Here is a 14,057-nt window from a genome sequence, read left to right as displayed (position 1 = left end):
GAAACAAAGAATTCAATAAACGTATTAAATAAACTGATTATGAGCAAAGAAACTCTTACCAAAAGCATCCGAGAAATACCCGACTTCCCCATTCCGGGAATTCTATTCTACGATGTAACTACCTTGTTCAAGGAGCCTACCGCCTTGCAGGAACTCTCGGACACACTATACGAGATGTATAAAGACAAAGGCATCACCAAAGTAGTGGGTATAGAATCAAGAGGATTCATTATGGGCCCCATTCTCGCCACCAGACTAAGGGCAGGCTTCGTACCTATCCGCAAGCCGGGAAAGCTTCCTGCAGAAACCATTGAAGAAAGCTATGATAAAGAATATGGCAAAGACACCGTGCAGATGCACAAAGATGCCATCAATGAAGACGATGTAGTATTGCTACACGACGACTTGCTGGCAACCGGTGGAACAATGGAAGCCGCCTGCAAACTGGTGAAACAGATGAACCCCAAGAAAGTGTATGTAAACTTCATCATCGAGCTGAAAGAGCTTCATGGCAAGGATGTGTTTGGAGATGATGTGGAAGTGGAGGCTGTGCTGTCGCTTTAGCCATTTCATATTTCACCACAGATTACACAGATTAACACAGATTATTTATCCACCACAAAACACAGTTTTATCAAAGAGAAATCTGCGCTAATCTGTGTAATCTGTGGTGAAACGTCGGTATTATGGAAGAACTCAGAACTAACGACTACCTCAAAGGGATTGTATCCAACCTTCCCGAAAGTCCCGGTATTTACCAATATCTGAATACCGAAGGGACTATTATATATGTAGGAAAGGCAAAGAATCTGAAGCGAAGAGTGTCTTCCTACTTCAACCGGGAGCACGAACCGGGAAAGACGAGGGTGCTGGTCAGCAAGATTGCAGATATCCGATATATCGTGGTGAATACGGAAGAAGACGCGCTATTGTTGGAAAACAATCTTATCAAGAAATACAAGCCTCGCTACAACGTACTGTTGAAAGACGACAAGACGTATCCCAGCATCTGCGTGCAGAACGAATACTTTCCACGTGTATTCAGAACCCGGAAGATAATCCGTAACGGTTCCTCCTATTATGGCCCTTACAGCCATATACCTTCCATGTACGCATTACTCGACCTCATCAAGCATCTGTACCCTTTGCGTACATGCCACCTGAACCTCTCTCCGGAAAACATACGTGCCGGGAAGTTCAATGTCTGCCTGGAATACCACATCAAGAACTGTGCAGGACCTTGCATCGGGAAGCAAAGCCAGGAAGAGTATCTGAAAAACATCGCTGAAATCAAGGAAATACTCAAAGGGAATACCCAGGAGATAGAACGGATGCTTTTCCAGCAAATGCAGGAACTGGCAGCCGAAATGAAGTTTGAAGAAGCACAGAAGATAAAGGAAAAATACCTGCTGCTGGAAAACTACCGGGCGAAATCGGAAGTGGTAAGCAACGTGCTGCACAATATCGACGTGTTCTCCATCGAGGAAGACAGCGATGAAAAGTCCGCTTTCGTCAACTACCTGCACATTACGAACGGTGCCATCAACCAGGCTTTCACCTTTGAATACAAGAAACGATTGAATGAGAGCAAAGAAGAACTGCTCTCTCTCGGCATCATCGAAATGCGGGAAAGATACAAGAGCCTTTCTCGTGAAATCATCGTGCCTTTTGAGCTGGATATGGAGCTGAAAGATGTCGTCTTTACCATCCCGCAACGGGGAGACAAAAAGAAACTGCTGGAACTCTCCATCCTCAATGTGAAGCAGTACAAAGCCGACCGCCTGAAGCAAGCCGAAAAGCTGAATCCGGAGCAACGGACCGTGCGCCTGCTGAAAGAAATACAGCAAGAGCTGCACCTGGACCGCCTGCCCATGCAGATAGAATGTTTCGACAACTCCAACATCCAGGGTTCCGACCCCGTGGCCGGGTGCGTGGTCTTCGTCAAGGGGAAACCTTCCAAGAAGGATTACCGCAAGTACAATATCAAGACCGTAGAGGGACCGGATGACTATGCCTCCATGAAAGAGGTCGTAAAACGGCGCTATCAGCGCGCTATAGAAGAGAAAGCACCCCTGCCCGACCTTCTTATCACCGACGGCGGAAAAGGGCAAATGAGCGCCGTAAAAGAGGCGATAGACGAGCTTGGCCTGAACATCCCCATCGCCGGACTTGCCAAAGATGGCAAACACCGCACTTCCGAGCTATTGTATGGCTACCCTCCCCAGACCATCGGATTGAAACAGAACACCCCCCTCTTCCGACTGCTGACGCAGATTCAAGATGAAGTGCACCGCTTCGCCATTACCTTCCACCGCGACAAGCGCAGCAAACGGCAGATTGCCTCTGCACTGGACGAGATAAAAGGCATCGGCGAAAAGACGAAAAGCGCATTGCTCAAGGAGTTCAAAAGCGTGAAGCGTATCCGCGAAGCATCTGCCGAGGAGCTTGCCGCCGTGGTGGGAGAAGCGAAAGCCAAAATCATCCAGACCTATTTCTCAGAGAAATAATAACTGATAAATCCGTCTGTAAAGCCATGCACACAACGAATTAATTCGTAACTTTGTTCCCTCAAAAAGACAAGAATAACATGAGAGTAGTGATACAACGTGCCGGACACGCTTCCGTCACCATCAACGGAACCTGCAAAGCCTCCATTGGAAAGGGCCTCATGATACTCGTAGGCATCGAAGAATCCGATGGAAAAGAAGATATCGACTGGCTTTGCAAGAAGATAGTCAACCTGCGCATTTTCGATGACGAAAACGGCGTAATGAACAAATCCATTCTTGAAGCAGACGGCGAGATACTGGTTATCAGCCAGTTCACCCTCCACGCCTCCACCAAGAAAGGCAACCGTCCCTCCTACATACGGGCAGCACGGCCGGAAATATCCGTCCCGCTGTACGAACAATTCTGCCGGGAACTGAGTTTAGCATTAGGTAAAGAAATAGGTACCGGCGAATTTGGTGCCGATATGAAAGTAGAACTGATGAACGATGGTCCCGTGACCATCTGTATAGATACAAAAAACAAGGAATAATGACGTTAGAAGAAGCACAGAAACAAGTGGATTCCTGGATAAAGGAATACGGAGTGCGCTATTTCAGCGAACTCACCAATATGGCGATACTGACCGAAGAAGTGGGCGAACTCGCCCGCGTCATGGCACGCAAGTATGGCGACCAATCCTTCAAGAAAGGAGAAAAAGACAATCTCGACGATGAGATGGCAGATGTTCTTTGGGTACTTCTCTGCCTTGCGAACCAGACCGGAGTGAACCTGACAGACGCCTTCTGCCGCAACTTCGAGAAGAAAACCAGACGTGACCAGACAAGACATATCAATAATCCTAAATTGAAAAACCATGGAGAAGAATGAGCCTACCCAGAGTAAGTATGACGCCGCCCTGGCAAAGTACAACACCCAACTGGATGATGCAGAAATAGCTGCACAAGCTGCCAGAATCATTGCAGAGAAAGTACCGGCAAACAATACACCGGAGGTAAAGAAATTCCTGTTCAACTGCATTGACCTTACCACCCTGAAGAGTGAAGACAGCGATGAAAGCGTCATGAAATTCACCCAGAAAGTGAATAAATTCGACGAAGAGTTCCCCGACCTGAAGAATGTGGCAGCCATCTGTGTATACCCCAATTTTGCAGAAGTCGTAAAAGACACGCTGGAAGTGGAAGATGTAAAAATAGCTTGTGTATCAGCAGGTTTCCCCTCCTCCCAGACTTTCATTGAAGTGAAAGTGGCAGAAACTGCCATGGCACTGATGGAAGGCGCCGATGAAATAGACATCGTTATTTCGGTGGGCAAGTTCCTGGCGGGAGACTATGAAGGCATGTGCGAGGAGATACAAGAACTCAAAGCAACCTGCAAAGAGCACCACATGAAGGTAATCCTCGAAACCGGAGCTTTGAAGACGGCTTCGAACATCAAAAAAGCATCCATCCTTTCCATGTATTCGGGTGCCGATTTCATCAAGACTTCCACCGGCAAGCAGCAGCCTGCCGCCACGCCGGAGGCCGCCCTGGTTATGTGCCAGGCCATCAAGGAATATCACGAGCTGACGGGTATCAAGGTAGGCTTTAAGCCCGCAGGAGGAATCAACTGCGTGAACGATGCACTGATTTATTACACCATCGTCAAGGAAGTGCTCGGCGAAGAATGGCTGAACAACGAACTGTTCCGCTTGGGAACCAGTCGTCTTGCCAACCTGCTGCTTTCGGAAATCAAGGGCGAGGAAATGAAATTCTTTTAAGAGGAAGCTGCATTTACCTATAAATAAAGCCTGATGGAGTGGGTTCCATCAGGCTTTCTCATATTATCAACTGGAAACAGTCCGTCATTTTTCCCGTTCTACCACATAATCCAGATACCCGGCTAGCGCTACTTTTACCTCCGTATCGGGCAAAGAAGCCAGCAAAGAAAGAGCCTTTTCCTTATAGTCATACATCACTTGCGAAGCATACTCTATACCACCATTCTGCTTGGTAAATTCGATTAAATGGGCTATTTCGCCAGGCGTTGCCTCCCCATTCTTTATCTTTACGGCAATTTCTTCCGCTGTTTTATCCTTCACGGTATTGAGCACATGAAGCGCAGGCAGAGTCAACTTCCCCTCCACCATATCATTTCCGGTAGGTTTGCCTATTTCCTTGCTCTCGGAGTAATCGAAAATATCATCCTTTATCTGAAAACAAAGCCCGATATATTCACCGAACAGACGCGCAGATTCCGCCTTTTCATCGCTGGCCCCCACCGAGAGAGCGCCCGCCTTCGTACAAGCTGCAAAGAGCACGGCCGTCTTCTTGCGGATAACGTCGAAATAGACTTCCTCGGAGAAATGGAGATTGCTGACGTTGGAAAGCTGCAGAAGTTCACCATCTGCCAAATCCTGCCCCAGGCAGGAGACGATGTCGATAATGTCATGGTTACGGGTCATGCCCACTTGCACCAACGCTGTTGCAAGCAGATAATCGCCTGCCAGTACGGCTACTTTATTATTGAAAATGGCATTAACGGAGAGTTGTCCACGGCGTTCAGTACTTTCGTCCACTACATCATCGTGCACAAGGCTGGCATTATGAAGAAGTTCCAACGCAACCGCAGCATGCAGGGTTGCAGGACATACCTTGCCAAAAAGCTTCGCAGCCAGAAGCACCAGAATGGGGCGCATCATCTTCCCGTTCTTCTGCCGGATATGCGCAATTACGCTGTTCAGCAAAAGGTTGGAACTGGAGAGGGTACTTTCAAAAAGCTTCTTGAAGTCCTCCAATTCCTCAGAAATCGGAGATTTTATCAATGATGAGTTGTCCATGCATCGCTATTTGCCTACAAAAATAGTAATAAAACGGTTAATACGGTATTTTTTTGTACTTTTACCATGAAAAAAAGGATTAAATGTATGAATTCAATCGATAAACTGTTTTTGCTCGATGCCTATGCACTGATATATCGAGCCTATTACGCGTTCATCAAGAACCCGAGAATCAATTCAAAAGGATTCAACACTTCGGCCATTCTGGGCTTTGTAAACACCCTGGAAGAAGTGCTCAAAAAAGAGAATCCCACACACATAGGAGTAGCCTTCGACCCGTCGGGCCCCACCTTCCGCCACGAGGCCTACGAGCAATACAAGGCACAGCGCGAGGAGACACCCGAGGCCATCCGCCTTTCCGTACCTATTATAAAGGACATCATCCGCGCCTACCGCATTCCCATCCTCGAAGTATCCGGCTACGAAGCCGACGACGTGATAGGCACGCTCGCCACCGAAGCCGGACGGCAGGGCATCACCACCTATATGATGACTCCCGACAAGGACTACGGGCAACTGGTATCGGACCGCGTCTTCATGTACCGCCCCAAGCACACCGGCGGATTCGAAGTGATGGGTACCGAAGAAGTAAAAACCAAGTTCAACATACAGACCACCGAGCAGGTCATCGACATGCTGGGACTGATGGGTGATGCTTCCGACAACATCCCCGGCTGTCCGGGTGTGGGCGAGAAAACCGCACAGAAACTGATTGCCGAATTCGGCAGTATCGAAAACCTGCTGGAACATACCGACCAGCTGAAAGGCGCACTGAAAACGAAAGTGGAAACCAACCGCGAGATGATAACCTTCTCCAAATTCCTTGCCACCATCAAAACAGATGTTCCCATTCAGCTCGACATGGATTCGCTCGTCCGCGAAGAACCGAACGAAGAGGAACTCCGCAAGATTTTCGAGGAGTTGGAATTCCGCACACTCATCGATCGGGTACTCAAAAAGGGAAGCGGCAATTCGTCCTCCCCTACTCCAACCTCTCCGGTACCCGACCTCTTTGCCGGGACTCTGTTTGCCCAGCCGCAAACCTCCACTCCCGAAAACAGCGCCCCGATTCAAGGCGATTTGTTTGCAAATTTTGCGGGCGAGGGGACGGGCGTTTCTGAAAATTCAAACCTGACGCGGTTAGAAATGCTCGATGTAGACTACCAACTCATTGATACAGAAGACAAAAGAGCAGAAATTATTCAAAAGTTACTTACAAGCGAAATTCTCTCAATAGATACCGAGACTACCGGAACCGAGCCAATGGACGCCGAACTTGTAGGAATGAGCTTCAGCGATGCCGAAAACCGTGCATACTACGTACCCGTTCCCGCCGAACGAGAGGAAGTCTTAAAAATTGTAAACGAGTTCCGTCCCCTCTTCGAAAACGAGAAATCCATGAAGGTGGGACAAAATATCAAGTACGATATGATTATCCTCCAAAATTACGGCGTCCAGGTGAAAGGCAAACTTTTCGACACCATGCTTGCCCACTACGTGCTTCAACCCGAACTGCGACACAACATGGACTATCTGGCGGAAATCTACCTGCACTACCAGACCATCCACATCGATGAGCTAATTGGAGCGCGAGGCAAAAACCAAAAGAACATGCGCGACCTTCCACCCGAAGATGTCTACCGTTATGCCTGCGAGGATGCGGACGTCACCCTCAAACTGAAAAACGTGCTGGAAAAGGAACTGAAGGAGCAAGGTGCCGAACATCTGTTCTACGAAATAGAGATGCCGCTCGTCCCCGTACTTGTCAATATAGAGAGCAACGGAGTGCTGCTCGACACGGAAGCCTTGAAGCAATCGTCCCAACACTTCACCGTCCGTCTGCAGGAGATTGAGAAGGAAATCTACGAGATGGCTGGCGAGACATTCAACATCAGCTCCGCCAAGCAGGTAGGCGAAGTGCTGTTCGACAAGCTGAAAATCGTGGAGAAGGCCAAAAAGACCAAGACCGGACAATACGTCACTTCCGAAGAGGTGCTGCAGAGCTACCGCAGCAAGCACGACATCATCGGAAAGATACTGGAATACCGCGGACTGAAGAAACTACTGAGCACCTATATAGATGCCCTACCCCAGCTCATCAACCCGCGCACGGGTCGCATACACACCTCCTTCAACCAGGCGGTGACCGCTACCGGACGCCTCAGCTCCAGCAATCCCAACCTGCAGAACATCCCCATCCGCGACGAAGACGGAAAGGAAATCCGCAAGGCGTTCATCCCCGACACCGGCTGCGAGTTCTTCTCTGCCGACTACTCGCAGATAGAGCTGCGCATCATGGCACACCTCAGCGAAGATAAGAACATGATAGACGCCTTCCTCAGCGGACACGACATCCACGCCGCCACCGCTGCCAAGATATATAAAATAGATATAAACGACGTAACCGCCGACATGCGCCGCAAGGCAAAAACGGCAAACTTCGGCATCATCTACGGCATCTCCGTCTTTGGGCTTGCCGAACGCATGGGCGTTTCCCGCCAGGAAGCCAAAGAGCTGATAGACGGCTACTTTGAAACCTACCCACAAGTGAAGGAGTATATGGATAAAAGCATCCAGGTGGCACGCGAGAACGGCTATGTGGAAACCATCTTCCACCGCAAGCGCTTCCTGCCGGACATCAACTCAAGAAACGGGGTGGTACGGGGCTATGCCGAACGGAATGCCATCAACGCTCCCATCCAGGGAAGTGCCGCCGACATCATAAAAGTAGCCATGGCACACATCTATCAGCGCTTCCAAGCTTACAATCTGAAAGCAAAGATGATTTTACAAGTCCATGACGAACTAAATTTCAGCGTTCCAGAGGCTGAAAAGGAACTTGTACAGAAAATCGTAATCGAAGAGATGGAGCAGGCATATCACATGCACGTACCTCTGAAAGCCGATTGTGGGTGGGGAAACAACTGGTTGCAGGCACACTAAACCACCCAATAACTTTATTTAACTTACAATCAGAAAGCAACAGAAGCAATCCTTTCGAAATACAGTTTGCTCATCAGAATATCCGGCAACCTCACTGCCGGATATTTTTTATTCACCAATCTTGCCAAAAAGAAAGCATACCGAAGCCCTCACTACTGACATATTGATAAAATTTAATATGATATTTATATTTATGTCAATTTAATACGTACCTTTGCAGCGAAATCAATGACATATTGATAGAAAATAGAAAGTTAAACTAAAAAAGACATAAAACCATGAAAGCAAAAGTATCTTTAAAAACAGTGATTGTTTCAGCACTTCTCTTAGTTTGCGGATTAAATGCCTCAGCCGACAATAAGAGCAACCTCATTTACAATTCGGAAGAAGTAAATGGCATGAAAGTGGCAGAGACCGTATACAAGATGGACGGAAACACGCTTGCCAACTATATGAAGTACAATTATAAGTACGACGACCAGAACCGCATGACGGAAAGCGAAGCCCTGAAATGGAACAGCACCAAGAATACATGGGGCAAGGACATGTGCATCCGCTATGCATACCAAGGCAAGACGATGACTACCACATACTACAAATGGAACAACAAGAAAGGCGAATACATACTGGTTCCCGAGATGACAGTAATCATGGACAACCCTAACATGTAATTGACAAACTCTCTCTTAAAGTAAGAAATCTTATTCCTAACAACAATAACCGAAACCTTTTATAAAAGAGCCGGAATGATTCGCACATTCCGGCTCTTTTATTATATCTTGAAAAACAAATCCTTTCCGTCAGATACCAATAACCTTACACGATTAGTATCCTGGATTGTTTTCTATAATGGCACTGTTTGTATCAATCTCACTTTGGGGAAGCGGCCAAAGTTCATCCTTTCCTTTGATATACTTCATCGTGTTATACACACGGAGATTCAGTGCTTTCCCATCCCAAGAACTACCCTCTGAATATGCCGGATGCCAGTTGTCATCAAATGAAGGCTTGGCATTGGACATAAGCCCTTTTTGATTGGGAGCATAAATCTTACCTGTCATCACTGTAGAAGCCATACCCCAACGACGGAGATCAAACCAACGAAAACCTTCATTACAAAGTTCAACAGTACGTTCGTAACGTAATGCCTTTCGGAGTCCGCTCTGCGAAGTAACTACCACATCGGGCATTCCTACACGATTACGAATTATATTGATGTCCGTTCGTGCTAACTCCAGATTGCCATCAGCCATTTCAATATTGGCTTCTGCCTCTATTAGATAAACCTCTGCTAAACGCATCAAGCCGCAATTAAGATCACTGGTTTCATGGTTGGAGATTGCAGCTCTTTCCAACTCGGCTATATCCAAATATTTCCTCCAGAGATATCCAGCAGGACCTTTAGTGCCATTGGCACCGTATACGCCCTTGGTTCCCTGTGACTCCATGTTTGTCACGTCCTTGCCCGTGCTATAGTCGTGAATCTTTTTACTGGTAGTGGAAGTCTGGAATTCTAGATTGAATATGCGTGAACCAGGTCGCAAACAGAAAAGATCCAGACGAGGGTCCCGGTTTTGCCAAGGGTTCTGCCAGTCATACAGAGAAGATTCCGTAATCGATTTGCCATCCTTGCATTGAAACATATCAACAAATGTTTGTGTAGGACCAAAATAGGCGCATCCTCCCAGTGTACGTGGAGCCATGTAATATGCCTCCTTGGTTTTATTACTGGATATTACCGCATCATACTGCACGGACCAGAGCCACTCATTGCTTGCCTCACCGTCATAACCAAACAGAGCCGTCTGACCGGTTGGCTCTCCTGCCTCATGACTTTCTCCACAATACTGTGTATTGATGGATTCCAATTCAAAGCCTGCCTCCTTAGCCAAATTCAAGGCTTGTTTGGCCGAACTGGCAGCCAAGTCATACTTTTTCCAATTCAAGGCAATACGGGCACGTAACGCATACGCTGCTACCCGTCCGATGCGTGCACTGCCATAGCTTTCTGCTTTATGGCGGAGTGGAAGGTTAGCCAAACACTCGTCGCTAAGATCCGAAAGCAGATTCTCTACAATGGTCTCTCTCGGTGTACGTGGGGTCTGGCTGTCATTTATACCCGCTGTGTGGACCACATACGGCAAGTCTCCATAGTGCTGGCAAGCTTGATCATAACAGAATGCCCGTATGCACAGCAGCTCTGCCCGTATACTCTCTATATCCGTATCAGAGGCTGTGCCACGCAGATTATCCAGCGCATCGAGAAGCTGGTTGATACGTGCCACGGTCTTATACACGCAATTATAAAGCTTGTTTGCCACCGCGTTTTCAGCAGAAGCTCCGGAGGTGATTAATTCCGTATACATAGCCGTGTTGACACGTGTAGCACCAATATCGGTAATATTGTCTGTCACCTTCCACCAGGTGGTGGTGCTGGCACTATAAGCTGTCAGAGATGAGTAAACAGCGTTCAAACCGAAATTCGCCTCTTCCATACTCGAAGGATAAGAGGAAGAAGACGGTGAAGTGAGTGGTTCAAGGTCGAGTGAACAAGCACCGAGACCTAATAGAGACAGCGAAAGGAGTGCTGTATAAATATTGTTTCGTTTCATATCATTTTTTCTTTTTATGTCTTCTTGAATACAGACGGTTTCCCTATTCCGGCTAATCAGAATTTGATGTCAACGCCAAAAGTGAAGGCTTTCGTCTGGGGATAATTGTTTGCCGCACCCAGAGATACCCCATCTGTTGCTGATGCGTTATAGTTGACTTCGGGGTCATAGCCATCCCAAAAGTCAGTAAAAGTCAAGAGATTCTCAGCATTGGCATAAATGTAGGCAGACTTCAGTCCGATGGCTTTCATCCACTTGGAGGGCAGGTCGTAACCCAGCTGCAGGTTCTTCAGACGCAGGTAAGCGGCACTCTTCATCCAGAAGGATGATGTATAGGTGTTGTTACTGCTCTTATAAGAGAGGCGAGGCGTGGATGCATCATGATTCTGCTCCGTCCAATAGTCAAGGTGTTCCTTGCGGTAGGTTCCTCCCTGATAGCAAGGCATCACGTAGTAGGAATTGAGATAACCGTCGGCCTTGCCAACTCCTTGCAAGAAAGCCGAAAGACGAATTCCTTTGTATCCCACTCCTAAATTAAAGCTATAACTATAGCGTGGAACTGTACTTCCGATAATCGTCTTGTCATCTGTAGTAATTTTGTTGTCTCCGCTGACATTCCGGTATTTCAGGTCACCGGGATATACGGTTGTACCGAATTGGGGACAGTTGGCATTGATTTCGTCCGCTTCTTCTTGTGAATTGATGAAACCGTCGCATATCAATCCGTAAATGGAGTTAATGGAAGACCCCTCTTGGTTACGAATATCACCGCTTGTGCTGCTTGTGCCCCGCATGTCGGTGATGGTGTTTTTCACGTCGCTCAGCGTAAGGGCGGCATCCAGCGAAAAGTCCCTCGTCAGCTTCTTGCTGTAGCCTACGCTTAGCTCCCATCCCTGGTTTCTTACCTTGCCGGCATTCTGGAAGGGAGCACCCATACCAATGTGGTTGGGGATGTCCAGCTTCATCAGGATACCATCCGTTATCTTCCTATACCAGTCGGCAGTGATGTTGATACAGCCGAACAGTGAAAGATCTATGCCTAAGTCAGTCATGGTAGAAGTCTCCCATGTAAGGTCCCTATTGGAGAGCGAGGTAACAGCAGAGGTCGTGTAAAGATTACCTCCCATAGATATAGAGCCCGTAGAGAGTTGCTGAGTAGTGGGATAATAGGAACTTCCGATATTCTGGTTGCCCAGTTTGCCCCAAGAGGCACGTAATTTCAGATTATCCACTCTATCGCGTATAGATTCCATAAAGGGTTCCTCGCTGATGCGCCATGCTGCAGAGAATGAAGGGAACACGCCATATCGGTTACCCTCTGCAAATCTGGAAGAACCGTCGGTACGGATATTGGCCTCCACAAGGTAGCGTTCCTTGTAGTTGTAATTCAAGCGGCCAAAGAAGGAGTTGATGGCCCATTGGTACTCCCCTCCTCCATTGTTCATGTTCTCAATGTTACCGGCATCAATTTGGTCATATTGAGGGAAGTTGAATACTTGACGATAGGCAGAAAGAGTCTTTTCTGTATAGGTCTGACACTCCATACCTGCCATTACTTTGAAGTAGTGGTCATCCAGCTGTTTCTCATAGTTGGTCAGTGCCTGTGTGTTCCAGTAGAAGTAACGATAGGCCGATTCTGTAAGCGAGTTGTAGGTTTCGCCGCTCTTGAAGCTGGTAGTACCTTCCGGGTCACCATACGTGGTGACAGAATTCTTATAGTTATGGTTATTCTTGGTGATATAACGTGGAGTGGCTTGAACTGACACATTCCATCCATCGAGAATCTTATAGGTCAGAGCCATCGCCATGGTAGCACGGATAACATTGTTTTTCACAATACCGCCTTCACGCAACAACAGCACGGGGTTATTGCCCATCAGACCATTTGCCCCATTATAAAGACCAGTAGTAAATTGATTGACAATGTTCGGGGTTCGGGTGTTCATATAATTGAAGGCATGTCCTTCGTAGGGAGAACTATTTTTATTGGCATTGCTTACTTGTATGTCAAACTTCATGTCCAGACGGTCGCTAAGCTTGATGTCCATATTGTTGCGTACAGAGATTTTACGGTAAGAGGAATTGACCACTATACCCGTCTGGTCCAGATACCCTATAGAAGTAAGTGTCTTGATACGTTCTGATGAAGAAGTCAGAGTAAGCGTATGCCCATGGTTGAATCCGTTTTCTGTAAGAATCAAGTCCTGCCAGTCTGTATTAGGATAGATGTCCGGGTCAGTAGCCATGCCAGCCACATATTCCCTTATATATTCATCACTATAGGGCAGGTCGGATCCGTCGTTACCTGCTGCCACATTTTCCAATTGCATATATTCCAATGCATCCACTTTTTGAGGAAGCATCGTTGCGCCTTGGAATCCAAAATATCCTTTATAGGATATGCTGAACTTGTCTTGACTGCCACCCCGTTTGGTAGTCACCAGAATGACACCATTGGCAGCACGTGAGCCATAGATGGATGCAGATGCAGCATCTTTCAAGACGGACACTGACTCGATGATGTTAGGATCCACTTCATCTATGGTTCCTTCTACGCCATCGACCAACACCAACGGGGCGGCACTATCACCACCGAAGGTTCCGATACCACGTATACGTATATGACCGCCATTGCCGCCTGGCTCACCGCTCTGTGTAGTGACAGTTACACCTGCAGCCATGCCTTGCAGAGCCGAAGATACGTTTGATACTCGACGGCTTGCAAGCTTCTCGCTGTTAAGCGAAGAAACCGAGCCTGACAGATTAACCTTCTTGTTAGTGCTATAACCTACCACTACCACGTCGTTAAGCAATTGTGAGTCTTCATCCAGTACCACATGAATGAAGTTCTCCCCTGCAGTCTTCAGCTTGAGGGTACGGAAGCCGATGTAGGATACGATGAGTTCCGCGTCTTCGATGGTTTCAAAATTGAAGTTGCCGTCCACATCGGTAATGGTTTTCTCGGGAGAATGGGTCACTTGAATTGTAGCACCGGGAAGTGGATTATTGAACCGGTCCACCACTTTACCTTTGACGGGTTTCAGTGAAGCTGCGACTACATTCAACGAAACAAGCAGCCCACATACACACACAAAGGATTTAATCATTCTTGTTTTCATTAGTTTCTATGATGATTTTAATTTCGGCTGCAAAAGAATGGATGCTGTATTACAGAC

At 47.4% G+C, this 14,057-nt stretch carries 10 protein-coding genes; 7 read left to right on the top strand and 3 right to left on the bottom strand.

Annotated elements, in window-relative coordinates:
• The first annotated feature begins 39 nt into the window (after positions 1 to 39).
• The 5 genes from DXD78_RS03955 to deoC all read left to right on the top strand — a co-directional run bounded on the left by DXD78_RS03955 (position 40) and on the right by deoC (position 4,267).
• Positions 40 to 564: an adenine phosphoribosyltransferase gene (locus DXD78_RS03955; protein ID WP_009037464.1), complete on the top strand. Its 525-nt coding sequence runs from the start codon at positions 40 to 42 to the stop codon at positions 562 to 564.
• A gap of 122 nt (positions 565 to 686) precedes the next feature.
• Entirely contained in the window at positions 687 to 2,507 is a 1,821-nt protein-coding gene (gene uvrC, locus DXD78_RS03950) for an excinuclease ABC subunit UvrC (protein ID WP_009037465.1), read from the top strand.
• A gap of 80 nt (positions 2,508 to 2,587) precedes the next feature.
• Positions 2,588 to 3,040 (top strand): D-aminoacyl-tRNA deacylase, encoded by a 453-nt coding sequence (gene dtd, locus DXD78_RS03945; protein WP_005826171.1) that lies wholly within the window; start codon positions 2,588 to 2,590, stop codon positions 3,038 to 3,040.
• A complete protein-coding gene (locus DXD78_RS03940; RefSeq protein WP_009037466.1) occupies positions 3,040 to 3,378 on the top strand; it encodes a nucleotide pyrophosphohydrolase in 339 nt (112 codons plus the stop codon). Before dtd ends, DXD78_RS03940 begins: the two co-directional genes overlap by 1 nt.
• Positions 3,365 to 4,267, top strand: coding sequence for a deoxyribose-phosphate aldolase (gene deoC, locus DXD78_RS03935; protein WP_009037467.1), 903 nt, complete (start codon positions 3,365 to 3,367; stop codon positions 4,265 to 4,267). The genes DXD78_RS03940 and deoC overlap by 14 nt, the downstream gene beginning before the upstream one ends.
• Before the next feature lie 84 nt (positions 4,268 to 4,351).
• Here deoC and DXD78_RS03930 read toward each other — a convergent pair whose 3' ends face one another.
• Complete coding sequence (locus DXD78_RS03930) at positions 4,352 to 5,326, bottom strand: polyprenyl synthetase family protein (RefSeq protein WP_008662178.1); 975 nt, start codon at positions 5,324 to 5,326, stop codon at positions 4,352 to 4,354.
• 87 nt (positions 5,327 to 5,413) lie between these two features.
• Here DXD78_RS03930 and polA point away from each other — a divergent pair, with 87 nt between their 5' ends.
• Positions 5,414 to 8,269 carry a DNA polymerase I gene (polA, locus tag DXD78_RS03925; protein ID WP_009037468.1) on the top strand — a complete coding sequence of 952 codons (2,856 nt, stop codon included), beginning with the start codon at positions 5,414 to 5,416 and terminating at the stop codon, positions 8,267 to 8,269.
• A 278-nt stretch (positions 8,270 to 8,547) separates the two neighbouring features.
• Complete coding sequence (locus DXD78_RS03920) at positions 8,548 to 8,940, top strand: DUF3836 domain-containing protein (RefSeq protein ID WP_005826180.1); 393 nt, start codon at positions 8,548 to 8,550, stop codon at positions 8,938 to 8,940.
• A gap of 153 nt (positions 8,941 to 9,093) precedes the next feature.
• Here DXD78_RS03920 and DXD78_RS03915 read toward each other — a convergent pair whose 3' ends face one another.
• Together DXD78_RS03915 and DXD78_RS03910 are read right to left on the bottom strand one after the other, a co-directional pair.
• Positions 9,094 to 10,881, bottom strand: coding sequence for a RagB/SusD family nutrient uptake outer membrane protein (locus tag DXD78_RS03915; protein WP_005833922.1), 1,788 nt, complete (start codon positions 10,879 to 10,881; stop codon positions 9,094 to 9,096).
• Between the two features lie 56 nt (positions 10,882 to 10,937).
• Positions 10,938 to 13,988, bottom strand: coding sequence for a TonB-dependent receptor (locus DXD78_RS03910; RefSeq protein ID WP_005833923.1), 3,051 nt, complete (start codon positions 13,986 to 13,988; stop codon positions 10,938 to 10,940).
• Positions 13,989 to 14,057: the final 69 nt, after the last annotated feature.

This window comes from Bacteroides sp. D20, assembly GCF_003436255.1.
In the GTDB taxonomy this organism is placed as follows: domain Bacteria; phylum Bacteroidota; class Bacteroidia; order Bacteroidales; family Bacteroidaceae; genus Bacteroides; species Bacteroides uniformis.
The sequence above is the reverse complement of the archived record's forward strand: the minus strand, read 5'-3'. Positions and strand labels throughout refer to the sequence as shown.